This window comes from Amycolatopsis sp. NPDC104863 (assembly GCF_055582965.1).
This window is the reverse complement of record NZ_JBVJOW010000004.1, coordinates 329,567-345,075: the sequence shown is the minus strand read 5'-3', so window position 1 is coordinate 345,075 and position 15,509 is coordinate 329,567. Positions and strand designations below refer to the sequence as shown.

Annotated in this window: 15 protein-coding genes; 1 reads left to right on the top strand and 14 read right to left on the bottom strand. The window is 70.1% G+C overall.

The features are described from left to right. The first annotated feature begins 41 nt into the window (after nucleotides 1-41). Nucleotides 42-950, top strand: coding sequence for an EamA family transporter (locus tag ACZ63J_RS23170; protein ID WP_465403060.1), 909 nt, complete (start codon nucleotides 42-44; stop codon nucleotides 948-950). Here ACZ63J_RS23170 and ACZ63J_RS23165 read toward each other — a convergent pair. The 14 genes from ACZ63J_RS23165 to ACZ63J_RS23100 form a co-directional block, all read right to left on the bottom strand. After that, nucleotides 947-1,594, bottom strand: a complete 648-nt coding sequence (locus ACZ63J_RS23165; protein WP_465313116.1) for a DedA family protein — start codon at nucleotides 1,592-1,594, stop codon at nucleotides 947-949. The two genes, ACZ63J_RS23170 and ACZ63J_RS23165, sit on opposite strands and share 4 nt — an antisense overlap. Before the next feature lie 104 nt (nucleotides 1,595-1,698). Beyond that, nucleotides 1,699-2,340, bottom strand: a complete 642-nt coding sequence (locus ACZ63J_RS23160; RefSeq protein WP_465333951.1) for an SDR family oxidoreductase — start codon at nucleotides 2,338-2,340, stop codon at nucleotides 1,699-1,701. A gap of 82 nt (nucleotides 2,341-2,422) precedes the next feature. Then, nucleotides 2,423-3,601, bottom strand: coding sequence for an RNA polymerase sigma factor (locus ACZ63J_RS23155; protein WP_465403058.1), 1,179 nt, complete (start codon nucleotides 3,599-3,601; stop codon nucleotides 2,423-2,425). Further along, nucleotides 3,598-3,957: a YciI family protein gene (locus ACZ63J_RS23150; protein ID WP_465403056.1), complete on the bottom strand. Its 360-nt coding sequence runs from the start codon at nucleotides 3,955-3,957 to the stop codon at nucleotides 3,598-3,600. The genes ACZ63J_RS23155 and ACZ63J_RS23150 overlap by 4 nt, the downstream gene beginning before the upstream one ends. 257 nt (nucleotides 3,958-4,214) lie before the next feature. Further along, nucleotides 4,215-5,327 (bottom strand): ABC transporter ATP-binding protein, encoded by a 1,113-nt coding sequence (locus ACZ63J_RS23145; RefSeq protein WP_465403054.1) that lies wholly within the window; start codon nucleotides 5,325-5,327, stop codon nucleotides 4,215-4,217. Next, nucleotides 5,324-6,319, bottom strand: coding sequence for an ABC transporter ATP-binding protein (locus tag ACZ63J_RS23140; RefSeq protein ID WP_465403053.1), 996 nt, complete (start codon nucleotides 6,317-6,319; stop codon nucleotides 5,324-5,326). The genes ACZ63J_RS23145 and ACZ63J_RS23140 overlap by 4 nt, the downstream gene beginning before the upstream one ends. A 6-nt stretch (nucleotides 6,320-6,325) precedes the next feature. Further along, complete coding sequence (locus ACZ63J_RS23135) at nucleotides 6,326-7,249, bottom strand: ABC transporter permease (protein WP_465403051.1); 924 nt, start codon at nucleotides 7,247-7,249, stop codon at nucleotides 6,326-6,328. Continuing rightward, nucleotides 7,246-8,247 (bottom strand): ABC transporter permease, encoded by a 1,002-nt coding sequence (locus ACZ63J_RS23130; RefSeq protein ID WP_465313109.1) that lies wholly within the window; start codon nucleotides 8,245-8,247, stop codon nucleotides 7,246-7,248. Before ACZ63J_RS23130 ends, ACZ63J_RS23135 begins: the two co-directional genes overlap by 4 nt. Before the next feature lie 88 nt (nucleotides 8,248-8,335). Further along, nucleotides 8,336-10,006 carry an ABC transporter substrate-binding protein gene (locus ACZ63J_RS23125; RefSeq protein WP_465403049.1) on the bottom strand — a complete coding sequence of 557 codons (1,671 nt, stop codon included), beginning with the start codon at nucleotides 10,004-10,006 and terminating at the stop codon, nucleotides 8,336-8,338. 327 nt (nucleotides 10,007-10,333) lie between these two features. Beyond that, entirely contained in the window at nucleotides 10,334-10,828 is a 495-nt protein-coding gene (locus ACZ63J_RS23120) for a uridine kinase family protein (protein WP_465403047.1), read from the bottom strand. 46 nt (nucleotides 10,829-10,874) lie between these two features. After that, nucleotides 10,875-11,309 (bottom strand): DUF2304 domain-containing protein, encoded by a 435-nt coding sequence (locus tag ACZ63J_RS23115; RefSeq protein WP_465333939.1) that lies wholly within the window; start codon nucleotides 11,307-11,309, stop codon nucleotides 10,875-10,877. An 11-nt stretch (nucleotides 11,310-11,320) separates the two neighbouring features. Next, nucleotides 11,321-12,022 carry a glycosyltransferase family 2 protein gene (locus ACZ63J_RS23110; RefSeq protein WP_465403116.1) on the bottom strand — a complete coding sequence of 234 codons (702 nt, stop codon included), beginning with the start codon at nucleotides 12,020-12,022 and terminating at the stop codon, nucleotides 11,321-11,323. 135 nt (nucleotides 12,023-12,157) lie between these two features. Further along, nucleotides 12,158-14,137, bottom strand: coding sequence for a DUF6541 family protein (locus ACZ63J_RS23105; RefSeq protein WP_465403045.1), 1,980 nt, complete (start codon nucleotides 14,135-14,137; stop codon nucleotides 12,158-12,160). 65 nt (nucleotides 14,138-14,202) lie between these two features. Next, nucleotides 14,203-15,507 (bottom strand): polysaccharide biosynthesis protein, encoded by a 1,305-nt coding sequence (locus ACZ63J_RS23100; protein ID WP_465439604.1) that lies wholly within the window; start codon nucleotides 15,505-15,507, stop codon nucleotides 14,203-14,205. Nucleotides 15,508-15,509 lie beyond the last annotated feature (2 nt).

Genomic DNA, 15,509 nt, shown 5'->3' with positions numbered 1-15,509 from the left:
TCTCGCTGGTCCTTCACGATCGCCGTTGTCACAGTGGAGGCATGCCCACCCGTGACCGCCTGCTCGCCGTGCTCGTCGCCGTCCTCTGGGGCCTGAACTTCCTGGCCATCCACGCCACGCTCGGCCAGTTCCCGCCGGTGTTCGCGGGCGCGCTGCGGTTCGCCGTGATCGCCGTGCCGACGATCCTGTTCGTGCCGTGGCCGAAGGTGAAGGTGCGGCACCTGCTCGGCTACGGCCTGGGCTTCGGCACCGGGCAGTTCGCGTTCCTGTTCATCGCGATGGACACCGGGATGCCGACCGGGCTCGCGTCGCTGGTGCTGCAGGCCTCGGCGCCGTTCACGGTGCTGCTCGGCGCCGTCTTCCTGCGCGAACGCGTCACGCCGCACCAGCTGGCCGGCATCGTGCTGGCCGTCGCCGGGATGGCCGCGATCGCGTGGCAGCAGTCCGGGCACGCCGCCCTGCTGCCGATGATCCTGACGCTGCTGGCGGCGCTGAGCTGGGCGTTCGGCAACCTCAGCACCCGCAAGGCCGAGCCGGACAACCCCCTGCACTTCACGCTGTGGATGTCGGTCGTGCCGCCGCTGCCGATGTTCGCGCTTTCGCTGGTCATGGAAGGCCCGGCCGCGCAGTGGCGGTCGCTGACGACGCTGGGCACGCCGACCGGGCTGACCGCGCTCGGCGGGCTCGCGTACGTCGTGCTGATCGGCACCGTGGTCGGCTCGGGCCTGTGGACCACGCTGATGCGGCGCAACCCGGCCGGTGTCGTCTCGCCGTTCTCGCTGCTCGTGCCGGTGGTCGGGCTGACGGCGTCGTTCCTGCTGCTCGGCGAGCGGCCGACCGGCCTGGAGATCGGCGCCGCCGCCGTCGTGATCGCCGGGGTGCTGCTCGGGTCGATCCGGCGCTCGCGCAAGCCCGACCCGGAGCTGCTGCCCGAGGAAGTGCCGGTCTAGGCCGCGGTCTCTTCCTGCTTCGAGGCCTCTTCTTCGCTTTCGTGCTTCTTGCCGAGCCGCTTCTTCATGACGAAGAAGACGACCACGCCGATCACGATGGCGGCGACCAGGCCGTACTTGGAGAAGTTGCCGAGCCACTTCTCCGCGACCACACCGAGGTAGAAGACGAGCGCGGTGGTGCCGCCCGCCCAGACGATGCCGCCGAGCGCGTTGGCCACCAGGAACTTCGGGTAGTGCATGCGCAGCGACCCGGCGAGCGGCCCGGCCAGGATGCGCAGGAACGCGATGAAACGGCCGAGGAACACGGCCCACATGCCGCGTTTGTTGAAGATGCGTTCGGCGTTGGCGATGTGCGTCGGGCCGAAATGCTTCGGGAATTTCCGGCCCGCCCAGGCGAAGAGCCGCTGGCCACCGGTTTTCCCGATCAGGTAGCCGATGCTGTCGCCGATGATGGCGCCGGCGCTGGCCAGGATCCCGATCCACAACGGGCTCAGGTTGCTGTGCTGCGACGCCAGCAGAGCCGCGCTGACCAGCACGATCTCCCCCGGGAGCGGGATGCCGAGGCTCTCGATCATGATCACCGCGCCGACGATCAGGTACACCGAGAGCGGCGGGATCGCCTCCAGCCATTGGTCGATGTGCACTGCCCGTACCCCCTACTTGGAGAATCTGCTTTCCGCAGGGTACCGGGGGCGGCCGCACCGGGGCGGCCTACTCAGGTATTGCGGTGTCTACGACTTAAGTAGCGTCAGTCGAGCGCGGCCAGGGCCGGCGCAACCGGGAAATCCCCGGAAACGACGTCGAACCCGCGGTTTTCGGTGAGCGGCTCGGCGAGCACCCCGACCAGCACGGCGGCGACGTCCGAGCGGGCGATCCGCCCCGGCTCGAGGTGGCCGGCGGCCTTGACCCGCCCGGTGGCGGGGCCGTCGGTGAGCGTGCCGGGCCGCACGATCGTCCAGGTCAGCGCGGACCGCTGGAGGGCGCTGTCGGAGATCTGCTTGGCCAGCAGGATCGACCGCACGAGCCGGTCACCCTGGTCGGGCGAGTCGGCGAACTGGGCGGACAGCTGGATGTACCGGGCGACCCCGGCCTTCTCGGCGGCCCGGATGGCGGTGATGGCCCCGTCCCGGTCGACGAGGTTGACCGACGCGGGCTCCGGATCGGGCGCGCCGATGGTGTTGATGACGACGTCGGAGTTCTTGAAGGCTTCGACGAGGTCTTCGGGATCGGCCGTCACGTCGGCGACGACCGGCTGCGCCTTGACGTCTCGCAGCACCTCGGCCCGCTTCCGGCCGCGAAGGCCGGCGCGGACGGTGTGGCCTCTCGCGGCGAGCAAGCGGACCACGTGGAACCCGGTCCGGCCCGTCGCGCCCAGCACGGTGACCTGCATGGGATTGATCCTCCCGCAGGTGTCGGCGGTTTGCCCAGGGGCGGAGTTGTCCACAGGAGTGACCCCCATGTGGACAACCCGGTCAGAGCCGGGCCGCGCGGGACTGGAGGTACGCCTGCTCCGGCAGGCTCAAAGTCCGCTGCGCGGCGGCGCCATAGGCGTCCCGCGCGCCGGCGGTGTCCCCTGATCTTTCGAGGAGGTGCCCCCGCACCACATCCACCCGATAGTGCGGCTGCAACGCCGGGTCTTCGACGGCTCGGGCCAGTTCGGCCAGGCCCGCCGCCGGTCCGTTGACCTGGGCAAAAGCCACCACCCGGTTGAGCGTCACCATCGGGCCGGGAGCGACCACGCGCAGCAGGTCGTACAGCGTGAGGATCTGCGGCCAGTCCGTCTCGCCGGCGGACGCGGCCTCGTCGTGCACCGCGGCGATGGCCGCCTGCAGCTGGTACGGCCCCACCGGCGCCGAAGCCAGCGCCCCCGTGATCAGCGAGACGCCCTCGTCGATGAGGTCCGTTGTCCACAGCGACCGGTCCTGCTCGGCCAACGGCACCAAGGCGCCGGCCGGGGAAAGGCGGGCCGGCCGGCGGGCCTCCGTCAGCAGCATCAACGCGAGCAGCCCGGTGACTTCGCCGGACGGAAGCTCCGACCGCAGCTGCCGGACCAGGCGGATCGCCTCGGTGGTCAGCTCGACGCGGTTCAACGCCGAGCCAGAGCTGGCCGTGTGGCCTTCCGTGAAGATCAGGTACAACACCTGGAGCACCGAAGCCAGCCGCTCGGGCTGCTCGTCCGACGAAAAGCGTTCTCCGCGCAACGAGCGTTTCGCACGGCTGATCCGCTGGCCGATCGTGGCCTCCGGGACCAGGAACGCGCGGGCGATCTCCGCGGTGGTCAGGCCACCGACCGCCCGCAGGGTCAGCGCGACCTGCGACGGCCGGGACAGCGACGGATGACAGCAGAGCAGCAGCAGGGTCAGCGTGTCATCGACGGCGGCGACCGGCTCGGGATCCGGCGGCTCGGCCAGCACGACGGCCTGCTCACGCCGTTGCCGCGCGGTCTCACTGCGCCACTGCTCGATCCGCCGCCGCGACGCGGCGGTGATCAGCCAGGCCTTGGGGTTGTCGGGCAAGCCATCGGACGGCCACTGCTGCGACGCGGCCAGCAGCGCTTCCTGGACGGCGTCTTCGCAGGCGTCGAAGCCGCCGTAGCGCCGGACCAGCGCGGCGAGGACCTGGGGTGCGAGCTCGCGGAGGAGACCGTTCACAGGTCCGTCCCGTGCAGGCCCATCACCGGCCGCACCTCCACCACCCCGAACGCCGCTTCCGGAACCCGCCCGGCGATCTCGAGCGCGCGTTCCTCGCTTTCGCAGTCGAGCAGGTAGAACCCGGCGAGGAACTCCTTGACCTCGGCGAAGGGCCCGTCAGTGGCCATCGGCGCGCCGACGCGCTTGGTGAGCTCGGGGAAGGCGAGCCGCTCGGAGACGATCCGCTCCCCGGAGGCATCGAGGTCGTCGTTGAGCTGCTGGTAGTAGGCAAGCCCGGCGGCCCGCTGCTCGTCGGTCATGCCGGCCCACGCCGCGCGGGACTCGGGGTTGCCGTAGATCAGGACCACGTATTTCACGAACGCCCTCCGTTGTCACCGCGAGCACCGACCCTCAGGAGGATGGCACGACCGAGCACCGGATCCGCGAAACCACGGCGGCGCGCGCAGCCTGGTTCGGCGGCTTCGAAAGGCCGATCGAGTACTCGATCGGGAACCTGACCGTCGTCGGGGGCGGCGGCGATGTGGCGTCCTTGCCACGCCCGGCCGCACCTCCACCACCCGCGAAGGATGCCACGGAAAAGCCCCTCCGGGCAGCGGCCCGGAGAGGCTTCCGTTCACAGGATCTCGGCGGAGGTGCCGATGTCCGGCGGGCCCAGGTCGGGGTTGAGCGCCCCGGTGAGCTCGATCAGCTCCGGCTTGACCTCGTGCGGCTGGATGCGCCCGTCGCGGATGTCCTCCGCGTAGTGGCACGCCACCCGGTGACCGCCGCCGATCTCACGTAGCTGGGGGCGGTCCGTGTCGCACAGGCTCGCCTGCTTCCACGGGCAGCGCGTGTGAAACCGGCAGCCCGACGGCGGGTTCGCCGGCGACGGCAGGTCGCCCGCGAGCAGGATCTGCTCGCGCGTGTCCTCGACCTGCGGGTCCGGCACCGGGATCGCCGACAGCAGCGCCCGGGTGTACGGGTGCAGCGGGTCGCGGTAGAGCGAGTCCGCGTCCGTCTCCTCCACCAGCGCGCCCAGGTACATCACGCCGATGCGGTCGGAGATGTGGCGCACCACCGCGAGGTCGTGCGCGATCACCACGTACGTCAGGCCGAGCTGGTCCTGCAGGTCCTCCAGCAGGTTGACCACCTGGGCCTGCACCGACACGTCGAGCGCCGACACCGGTTCGTCCGCGACGATCAGGTCCGGCTCCACCGCCAGCGCCCGCGCGATGCCGATGCGCTGGCGCTGCCCGCCCGAGAACTCGTGCGGGTACTTCCGCAGCGACGACTCCGGCAGGCCGACCGCGTGCAGCAGCTGCCGCAGCCGCCGCTGGGTGGCTTCCTTGTCCTTGTCGAGGCCGTGCGCGTGCATGCCCTCGACCAGGATCGACTCGACCGACTGCCGCGGGTCCAGGCTGGACATCGGGTCCTGGAAGATCATCTGCATCCGGCGCCGGGCCTTCCGCAGCTCCTCGCCCTTGAGCTGCGCGACGTCGGTGCCGTCGAAGACCACCGAACCGGCCGTCGGCTCGTTGAGCCGCAGGATCGCCCGGCCGAGCGTGGACTTGCCACAGCCGGACTCGCCCACCAGGCCGTACGTCTCACCGCGGCGGATGGCCAGGTCGACACCGTCGACCGCGAACACGTGCCCGACCGTCCGGTCGAACACCACGCCGCTCTTGATCGGGAAGTGCACCTTGAGGTCGGTGACCTCGAGCAGCACGTCACCACCGGGACGGGTCATCGGGTTCCTCCTCCCGCGGCGACCGCGGGCCGCACGGGGTTGTGACAGCGCAGCAGCCCACCCTGGTCGGGCACCAGCTGCGGCGAAACCTCACGGCAGACCGGCAGCGCGTTCGGGCAGCGGGGCGCGAACGCGCAACCGCCCTCCCACGGGATGTTGTCGGACACCGAACCGCGGATGGGGATCAGCTTCTCGCCGCGGCCCGCGTCGAGCCGCGGGATCGAAGCCAGCAGGCCGTGGGTGTACGGGTGCCGCGGCTCGCCGAACAGCTGGTGCCGCTGCGCCCGCTCGACGATCTTGCCGCCGTAGAGCACGTTGACCTCGTCGCACAACCCGGCGACCACGCCGAGGTCGTGCGTGATCATGATCAGCGCGGTGCCGGTGTCCTGCACCAGTTCCCGCAGCAGCGCCAGGATCTGCGCCTGGATGGTGACGTCGAGCGCGGTGGTCGGCTCGTCGGCGATGAGCAGCCGCGGCCGGCACGCCAGCGCGATCGCGATCAGCGCACGCTGCCGCATCCCGCCGGAAAGCTGGTGCGGGTACTCGGAAAGCCGCCGTGACGGGTCGGGGATGCCGACCTTGTCCAGCAGCTCCGTCGCTTCGACGGACGCCGCCTTGCGCGACATCCCGCGGTGGCGCTCCAGCACCTCGGTGATCTGCAGCCCGATCGGGATGACCGGGTTCAGCGAGGACAGCGGGTCCTGGAACACCATGCCGAGGTCGCGGCCGCGGCGGTCGCGCATGTCCTTGTCGGACAGCTTGAGCAGGTCGGTGCCTTCGAAGCGCACCGAACCGCTGACCTTGTTGCCGCGCCGGGCCAGCAGCCGCATGATCGCCAGCGACGTCACGGACTTGCCGCAGCCGGACTCGCCGACCAGGCCGACCGTCTGGCCCGGTTCGACGTCGAAGCTGACGCCGTCCACCGCGGTGAACGGCCGCTCGCCACGGCGGACGAAGTCGACCGTCAGGTCACGGACTTCAAGGAGTGCCATGGGTTTTCACCGCCTGTTCTTCGGGTCGAGGGCTTCACGGAGGGACTCGCCGAGCAGCGTGAACCCGAGCGCCACGATGATGATCGCGATCGCCGGGTAGTACGCCAGCTCCGGGCGGACGTCGAGGAACTGGTGCGAGGCCTTGCCCAGCATCAGTCCCCACTCCGCCCGCGACGGGTCCGGGTCGCCCAGACCGAGGAACGACAGCGCCGCGGCCTCGAGGATCGACGTCGCCAGGGTCAGCGTCGCCTGCACGATGACCGGGCCGAGCGAGTTCGGCAGCATGTGCCGGAACACGATCGCCCCGCGCTTGACGCCGAGCGACCGCGCCGCCAGCACGTGGTCGGCGTCCCGCTGGGACAGCATGGAACCGCGCAGCAGCCGGGCGAAGATCGGCACGCCGATCATCGACACGGCCAGGATGACCGTCCACTGGCTCGGCTTCGCGAACAGCGCCGCGATCGAAATGGCCAGCAGCAGCGAGGGGAACGAGAGCAGGACGTCGACCAGTCGCATGAGGACGGTGTCGACCCAGCCGCCGAACGCGCCCGCCAGACCGCCGATGATCACGCCGATCAGCACCCCGACGAGCGTGGCGAGCACACCGACGATCAGCGTCTGCTGGGCGCCGGCGATCAGCCGCGAGAGGAAGTCGCGGCCGAAGTCGTCCACGCCGAGCGGGAACCCGGACTGCGCGCCCGGGATGAAGTTCGGCCGGATCTGGTCGCCGAGGTAGTGGACGTCCGGGTCCTTCGGCTCCAGCAGGGGCGCGAAGATCGCGACGATGAGGAACAGGCCGGTGATGGCCCCGCCGGTGATCGCGACCGGGCTGCGCAGCATGCGGCGGAGCGCTTCCCCGCCGAGGCTGCGGCCGCTCGCCGCGGCGAGCTTGTCGATCGGTTCCTTCTTCTTGTTGAGCAAAGTGTTCATCGCACACGCACCCTCGGGTCGATGATCCCGTACGAGATGTCGACCAGCATGTTCACCAGGACGTAGACCACGGCCCCGAACAGCAGGAGCGCCTGCAGCCGCGGGTAGTCACGCCGTTCGATGCCTTCGGCCAGCAGGAACCCGAGGCCGCGGATGTTGAACACCCGCTCGGTCAGCACCGCGCCGCCGAGCAGCGCGCCGGTCTGCAGGCCGATGGTCGTGACCACCGGCAGCAGGCCGTTGCGCAGGACGTGCCGGGTGCGCACGACCTGCTGGGTGAGGCCCTTGGAGTTGGCCGTGCGGATGAAGTCTTCGTTGAGGACGTCCAGCACCGACGCGCGGGTGATCCGGGTGATCACCGCGAGCGGGATGGTGGCGAGGGCGAACGCCGGCAGGATCAGGTGCTTGATCGCGTCCCAGACGGCGTCCCACTCGCTCGTCATGATGCCGTCGAGGATGGCGAAGTTGGTGATCGCGGTGGCGTCGAGCCCGGCCGACTGCCGCCCCTGGGACGGCAGCCCCAGCGGCGCGGCCAGGATGTCCTGCATCATGTAGCCGAGGAAGAACACCGGCACCGCGACGCCGATCAGGCTGAGCACGATGACACCGTTGTCAACCGGCCCGCCGCGGTACCGCGCGGACAGGTAGCCGGCCGGGATGCCGACGACGATCGCGATGATCATCGCGGAGAGACCGAGTTCGATGGTCGCCGGCAGGAAGGTGACGATCTCGCTCATGACGGGCTGGGTCGACACCAGGGAGCTGCCGAAGTTGCCGGTGAGCGCGCGGCCGAGGAACCCGAAGTACTGGATGAAGATCGGCTGGTCGAGGCCCAGCACGTGGTTCAGGTCGGCGATCTTCTCCGGCGTCGCTTTGTCCCCGAGGAGGGCGGCGGCGGGGCCACCGGGCAGGGACCGGAGCCAGGCGAAGACCAGGATGGACAGGATGAGGAGCGTCGGGATCGCTTGTAGCAGCCGACGCACGAGGAAACGGAGCACTTGCAGTCCTTTGTTGCCAGCCCGGGAATCAGGCGCAGGGGGTGGGTGCGGTAGCACCCACCCCCTGCCTTTTGGCTGAGTCCGTCGATCAGCTCACGGTCACGGTGTTGAAACGCTCGTCGGTGAGCGGGCTCGCCACCAGACCCTTGACCTTCGGGCCGACCACGATGGCCGGCGTCGGGTACGCGATCGGGATCGCCGGGAGGTAGTTCATGATCTGCTTGTTGACTTCCTGGTACGCCTTGGCGTGGGCGTCACCGGCGGGCGAAGCGTCCGCCGCACCCAGGGCCGCGAACAGCTCCGGGTTGTCGAAGCCGAACTCCGCCTTCTTGCGACCGAAGAACGTGCCGACGAAGTTGCCGGCGTCGTTGTAGTCACCGGTCCAGCCGAGCAGGTGGAGGTCCTGCTTGCCGGCCTTCTGCACGTCGTCCTTGTACCCGCCGTTCCACGGCTCGGCGTGGGCTTCGACGTTGACGCCGATCTTCTTGAGGTCCTCGGAGATCGCCGTGAACGTGTCCGCCGGGTTCGGCATGTACGGGCGGCTGACCTCGGTCGGGTAGTAGAACTTGAGCGTCAGGTTCGTCGCCCCGGCCTCCTGCAGCAGCTGCTTGGCCTTGTTCACGTCGTACGGGTACTTCGTGACGTCGTCGGTGTAGCCCGAGATGACCTTGGGGACGAACTCGGTCGCGACCTCGGAACCCTCGGCCAGCTTCGACTTCACGAACTGCTCGCGGTTGACGCCGTAGGCCAGCGCCTGCCGGACGCGCACGTCCTTGAGCTTCGGGTTGTTGGCCTGGTTGATGCCCAGGTACAGCACGTTGAACGACGGGCGGATGAGGACCTGCTCGCCGTCGTTGCGCAGCAGGCCGTAGTCCGCCGGGCTCGGGTAGTCGTAGCCGTTGATGTCGCCGGCCTTGAGCGCCTGCTTGCGGGCGTTCTCGTCCGGGATCACCTTGAAGATCAGCTTGTCGAGCTTCGCCGGCGACGGGCTGCTGTCGTTGCGCACCAGGGTGATCTCACCCTTGGCCTGGTCCCAGCTCTCGAACTTGAACGGACCGGTGCCGGTCGGGAACTTGTTCGCGTAGTCGCTGTAGGTGAACGAGTCGCCGCTCTGGGTGACCGTGTCCGCGTTGTGCGCCTTGAGTGCGGTCGGGCTCTGGATCGAGAACGACGGCAGCGTGAACGCCGACGGGAACGCGCCCTTGGCCTTGTTGAGGTTCAGGACCGCGGTCGTCGGGTCCTTCGCCTCGCAGCTCTTGTAGACCGGCTCGCCGCCCGCGTCGCCTTCGTTCTTGGCGAAGCCCTCGAAGACGTCGCCGTAGTAGATCATCTGGCTCTGGGCGGCGGCGCCCTTCATGTTGTACCAGCGGTCGAAGTTGAAGCAGACCGCCGTGGCGTCCATCGGAGTGCCGTCGGAGAACTTCACGCCGGACTTCAGGGTGAACGTCCAGGTCTTGCCGTCGTTGCTCGGGTCCCACTTCTCGGCGAGGGAGGGCTCGAGGTCGGCGGTGCCCGGCTTGTTCTGGATCAGCGTGTCGTAGATCTGCCGCGTGATCCGGAAGGTCTCGCCCTCGTCGTTGAACGCGGGGTCGAACATCTTCGGGTTGCCGGCCGCGCCGAAGATCATCGTGCCTCCGGAACCACCTCCGGCGCCCTCTTCACGCTTGGATTCCGCACAGGCGGACAGCGAAACCGCGAGCGCGCCGGCGAGCCCGATCAGGGCCACGCGGCGTGTTCGGGTCAGCCGCAATTGCTGCATCTGGCACCCCTTGGGAGATGTTCGGGATCAAAGTCACCGTCCGGTCGGTCAGGAACTCGACGGACGATCGGTGTGCTCGCCGACACTAGCGGGAACTCGGCTCGCACTTAAGCACGTGAGGTTACGATCGCGCTACGTGGGCGTCGATTTGACCGCAATGTGTCCGTAAATCGCGACACAATGTGACCATTTGCCGGGGATGGCTGCACCCGGTGCCGGATCACTAACTCAGATGGCGGTACCCACGTTAGACCAGTCGTGTTTCCGCGGCGAGCCTTCTTGATCGGTCCGGAACGGCTCGTGCACGCAGCGTGAGCGATCCGTTCCCTACGAAAGTCGGGTGCCCGCGGCCTCGGAAGTGCGGTCGACGGCGAACCAGCCGCGCTCGAACCGTTGCCAGCGGCCCAGTTCGTCCCGTGCGGCCTCACCGTCCCTCGTGACGGCCTTCGCCAGCCGCTCGGCCGCCGAACCGCCGGAGATCCAGCACAGGTGCGAAAGCAGGGGTCTTGCCGAAGCCCGGCCGCAGGAAACCCCCTCCAGCACCAGGACGTCCGGCACCGTCACCCGGACGAGCTCACCCGCGCGGGGAGTGCCGGTGGACCAGTCCACGCGCCGGTAAACGCCTTCCTCGCCGGCCGCGAGCGGACGCAGGACACCGTCGAGCAGCTGCGGCCACCAGGCCACGGGGTCGTCCCAGGTCGCGAAAGCGTCCGTGCTCACCAGTTCCGTCCGGCAGCCGCGCGTGCGCAGCCGCTCGACGACCTGGGCGGCCACTGTGGACTTCCCGGCGCCCGAGGGGCCGTCGATGGCCAGGACGCGCACCCCGCCGAGGCGGGCGGGCGCGGCGAGCAGCGCCCCGATCAGCGCGTCACTTGGCGACGCGCTCGACCTCCGGGAGCCCTTTGACGTCGTCCGGGGCCGACGTCCTGGTCTCCAGCTCGGCAATCCGGCCTTCGAGCTCGCGCTTGGCGTCTTCGAGCTCGCAGCGCAGCAGCGCGATCTCCTCGACCGACGTGCGCACCTCTTCCTCCAGGTGCCCGACCTCGGTGGACAGGTGCAGCGACACCAGCGCCAGCACGACACCGGCGAGGAGGAAGACGAAGTTCGACGGCGTCTGCACGCCGGTGTTCTTGGCCAGGAACTCGGCGGCCTGCGGGAGCACCGCGAGCACGACCACGCCGACCGCGACGACGAGCCACACACCCGCGTACTTCTCGCGCAGCTTCCGGCGCCGCATCATCTCGAGGACGACGAACAGCACGACACAGGCGACGACGATGCTGAGGACGCGCCAACCCTGCATTTTGCTTCCCCTTACGCGGAGTCGGACGAGTCGACGGCCGGCCGGCGGCGCACCAGCGCCAGCAGCAGCGCGAGCCCGGCCCGGCTGAGGTAGACGGCCGACTTCACGGGCGAGTGGCTGGGCGTGCCGCCCACGCGTTCCCGCATGACGACCGGGATCTCCTTGATGGTCAGCTTGGCCCGGATGGCCATGACCAGCGACTCGACGGTGTCGCCGAGGTACTCCGCCGGGTAGTAGCCGGCGAACAGCCGGATGGCCCGCGGACCCATCGCCTTGAACCCCGACGTGACGTCGGTGAGCTTGGTCTTCGCCAGCCGCGAGAACACCAGCGACAGCGCGACCATCGCGTACTTGCGCGGCCCGCTCGCCTTGTACGAGCCCTTGCCGGCGAACCGGGAGCCGATCACGATGTCCGCGTCGTCCAGGCCGCGCAGCAGCGCGTCCAGCTCGTCGGGGTCGTGCTGGCCGTCCGCGTCCACCTGCACGACGACGTCGTACCCGCGGGCGGCGGCGTAGCGGAAGCCCGTGCGCATCGCGCCGCCGACACCGAGGTTCACCGCGAGGCGGGCCACCTCGGCGCCCGCCGCCCGGGCGAGCTTGGCGGTGTCGTCGACCGAGCCGTCGTCGACGACCAGCAGGTCGCCACCCGGCAGGGCGCGCTTCACCTGCTCGATGACCGACGCGACGCTCGCCGACTCGTTCAGCGCGGGCATCACGATGAGCACCCGGCGGCTGGTCACGGAGGTCGCAGACGTCACTGACACGCGATCACTCTAGCCCTTTCCTCTGGGGCCAAGCCCCAGACCCCGGCCAGGGGGCAAGCCCCCTGGACCCCCAAAAACCGGGGGTCACTGCCCGTTACCGGCCGCGGACCCAGGCGCCGCACCCGCGGTGACAACGCCCTGCTGGCCCTCGATCTCGTAGATCGAAGCGCCCGGATTGCGGTAGACGAGCTTGAAACCGGTACCGGATTCGAGGTGCTCGAGGCCGACCCCGGTCTGGGTGGTCGTGGTGACCTTGCCCTTGCCGATGAAGACGTACCGCACCTTGAGGTCGGTGAGCAGCTCGCGCACCCGCGGGTACTTGTCGATGTCGTTGAGGTACACGCTGAGGTAGCCGGCCGGGGTGTCCCGCTCGGCGCCGTAGAAGGTCCATTCGACCGGCTGGACGCCGTTGAGGGCGTACATCCAGACCGAGCCGTCGGCCTTGTCGTTCATGACGTGCTCGCCCGGCGCGGTGTGCGCGGCGAGCCAGCCGAACGCCTCGCGCTCGTCGTTGCTGACCGTCGGGCCGCCGCTGTAGTTGAGCTGCAGGCGGGCGGTGTTGCGGCCGATGTACCCGCCGCGGCTGAGCCCGCCGATCACGACGACGAGCAGCACGACGCCGATCGTGGTGAGCGTCGCCGGCCGGACGTTCGTCAGCCGCGTGCCGGCCTTGCGCGCGAACCAGCGGGCCGCGGTGTCGGTGAACTCGCCGAACGCGACCGCCCCGGCCAGCGGGACCAGCGCGCCGATCCGCCAGTGGTCGTTGTAGAAGATGCCGGTGAGGGTGTGGATGAGCGGCGACTCCATCGACACGGTGGCCGCGAACAGCCCGCCGAACACGACGTAGGCGGCGACCATCCACAGCATCCGGCGGTGCTTGACCAGCAGGCAGATGCCGATGAACGCGGGCACGCCGATCCACCACTGCGGGAACGCGGCCATCGGCGAGAACGTGATGGTCTCGCCGAAACCGCCGGAGACGGTCGCCTCCGACGCCCAGAAAGCACCCGTCACGCCCCCGGCGTTGTACAGCGAAGGCAGTGCGAGCGGCAGTCCGCAGAGGACGGCCAGCACGATCGTCGCGCCGAGCGAGGCCGCCGAGCGCCGCCAGTCGATCCGCTCGAACCGGAACACCACGGCGAGCAGGATCAGCAGGAAGTACACGACGACGACGAACGCGACACTCGTGTGCAGCCCGATCAGCCCCGCGACGGCGAGGCCGATGGCCACCGGGCCGGCGACGCCCTTCGGCTCCAGCAGCAGGCGGGCCAGCGCGAGCGCGGCGGGGATCAGCGCGACCCCGGCGACGTAGGGCCACAGCGGGCCGCGCCACAGCGAGTCGTACGGGAAGTTCGTGAACGACGCCGACACCGCGGCGGCCGCGGCGACCGCGAGCGGCGGCATCCGCCACACGTGGCACATCGCCGCGACACCGATCGGCACGCACAGGATGACGGTGAGCGCCGCCATGTTCAGCGTCGGCATCATCGCCAGGCCGGCCTTGTCGAGGACCAGCGCGAGCAGGGCGTGGTAGGTGTCCGGGTAGAAGTAGTTCGTCTGGTCCGGCAGGTTCGCGATCGTGCCGACCGTCGACGGCCGGGCGTCACCGTGCTCGGCGATCCAGCGCACCAGGTTGGCGTGGAACGGCGCGTCCCAGCCCTGCTGGACCTGGTTGAGGCCGCGCGCGCCGCGCAGGAACGTGACGACCGCGATCAGGCTGCCGGCGAAGACGCCCGCGCCCATCAGCAGGTGGTCACGCAGGGACCGGGCGGGCGCGGCCGCGGCGGCGTCCTTCTCGGCCCAGTCCGGGTGCCGCCGCGCGGTGAAGCGCTGCACCAGGAACGCGAGCCCGAAGCCGGCGACGGACAGCACGAGCGTCCACAGTGCGACGTCGAGCGCGTTCCAGCGGATGCCGAGGCCGCCGAGCACCGGCACACCCAGGCTGACGACGCCGAAGGTCAGGAGCGGCGCGGCCGCCGCGAGCAGCCAGCCGCGGAGCCTGATCGCCGCCCCGAAGACGAGGCCAGGCAGCCAGAAGGCGAGCACGACCAGAAGTACGTTCATGGTTTTCCGCTGTCCAACCTCACCGGCGCTTCACGCCGATCCTGTCCCCGAGGGTCCGGCCGGGGTCACCCTACTGGGACGTCCGAAGCGGGGTGCACGTTGCCCGGCCGTCGTAACACGAACACCAGCACGACGGCCAGCCCGAGCGTCGGGCCACCCGCCAGCCCGGCGACCGCCTTGAGGATCGGGTCACCCGGCACGAGCAGCAGCGTCACGGCGGTCGCGACCGCGACCACGGCCCAGGTGACGAGCACCTTGTTCGCTTCCTTGCGGGCCACGAGCACGGCCGTCATCAGCTGCAGCGCGGTGAGCAGCACCGCACCCCACACCATCCACGCCACCCACCAGCCCTGGGCGACGAACTCCGAGCCGTAGAGCAGGGAGACCAGCCACGGCCCGATCAGCCAGCCGACCAGGGCGCCGACCACCCCGACGACCAGCGTGCCGAGCGCGCCCACCGCGAGCAGCTTCCGCAGCCGGTGCCGGCCCTCGTCGGTGCCGGTGAGCCGGACGACCGTGGGCACCGCGAGCGCCTGCAGCGGTGAGAGCAGCAGCAGCGGCACCCGCGACACGGTGAGCGTCGCGAAGAGGACACCGACGTCGCGCACGGACCCGCCGGGTGCGAGCAGGCTCACCATCGCCGGGTAGCCGGTGATGACGCTCGCGGTCAGCGCCGCGCCCGCCAGCAAGGTGAGGATCCGGCCGGTGACCGGGCCCCAGCCCTCGCCTTCGGCGTGCGGGTCGACCAGGCCGGAGACCGGCCGGACGAACAGCAGCCAGGCGAACGAGCCCGCCGCGGCCGCGATCGCGTACGACGTCACGCCGGTGAGCCCGGCGGCGGCGATCCCGAGCAGCACGACCACCCGGACCGCGGCTTCGGCGACGACCAGTCCCGAGTACGGCTTGATCCGCTGCTGCCCGACGAGCAGGCCGCGGGCGGCGAACTGGCAGGCGAACGCGATCGCGCCGCACAGCACGATGACGCCGAGCACGGTGTTGCCGCCGTAGAGGCGGTCCGAGAGCACCGGCACGGCCATCGTCAGGGCAGCGACCACGGCGACCGTCACCGCGCCGACGGTGAGCGCCCGCAGCGCGGGCTTGCCGGCCTTGCCGCCGTCGAGCGCGGCCACCGCGGACTGTCGCGAGAGCTCCTGCTCCAGCGGCGACAACGCGCTGCCGAGGCCCATCAGGATGCCCCAGAACGAGAGGTAGACCTTGCTGTTCTCCGGTCCGAGCCAGCGCGTGGCGACCAGCGTCAGCACGTACCCGAGCGCGATCGCGACGAGCAGCGAGACACCGATCCGCCCGGCCGAGCGCCCGGTCTCCTTCGCCAGGCTGCGGCCGTCCGCCTCGTCGGACTCGTGGGTCACCG

What these genes read in the sequence shown, in the direction of transcription:
- ACZ63J_RS23170 (WP_465403060.1), top strand. Translation starts at nt 42, where the DNA reads ATGCCCACCCGTGACCGCCTGCTCGCCGTGCTCGTCGCCGTCCTCTGG.
- ACZ63J_RS23160 (WP_465333951.1), bottom strand. Translation starts at nt 2,340, where the DNA reads ATGCAGGTCACCGTGCTGGGCGCGACGGGCCGGACCGGGTTCCACGTG.
- ACZ63J_RS23145 (WP_465403054.1), bottom strand. Translation starts at nt 5,327, where the DNA reads ATGACCCGTCCCGGTGGTGACGTGCTGCTCGAGGTCACCGACCTCAAG.
- ACZ63J_RS23140 (WP_465403053.1), bottom strand. Translation starts at nt 6,319, where the DNA reads ATGGCACTCCTTGAAGTCCGTGACCTGACGGTCGACTTCGTCCGCCGT.
- ACZ63J_RS23135 (WP_465403051.1), bottom strand. Translation starts at nt 7,249, where the DNA reads ATGAACACTTTGCTCAACAAGAAGAAGGAACCGATCGACAAGCTCGCC.
- ACZ63J_RS23125 (WP_465403049.1), bottom strand. Translation starts at nt 10,006, where the DNA reads ATGCAGCAATTGCGGCTGACCCGAACACGCCGCGTGGCCCTGATCGGG.
- ACZ63J_RS23115 (WP_465333939.1), bottom strand. Translation starts at nt 11,309, where the DNA reads ATGCAGGGTTGGCGCGTCCTCAGCATCGTCGTCGCCTGTGTCGTGCTG.
- ACZ63J_RS23110 (WP_465403116.1), bottom strand. Translation starts at nt 12,022, where the DNA reads ATGCCCGCGCTGAACGAGTCGGCGAGCGTCGCGTCGGTCATCGAGCAG.
- ACZ63J_RS23105 (WP_465403045.1), bottom strand. Translation starts at nt 14,137, where the DNA reads ATGAACGTACTTCTGGTCGTGCTCGCCTTCTGGCTGCCTGGCCTCGTC.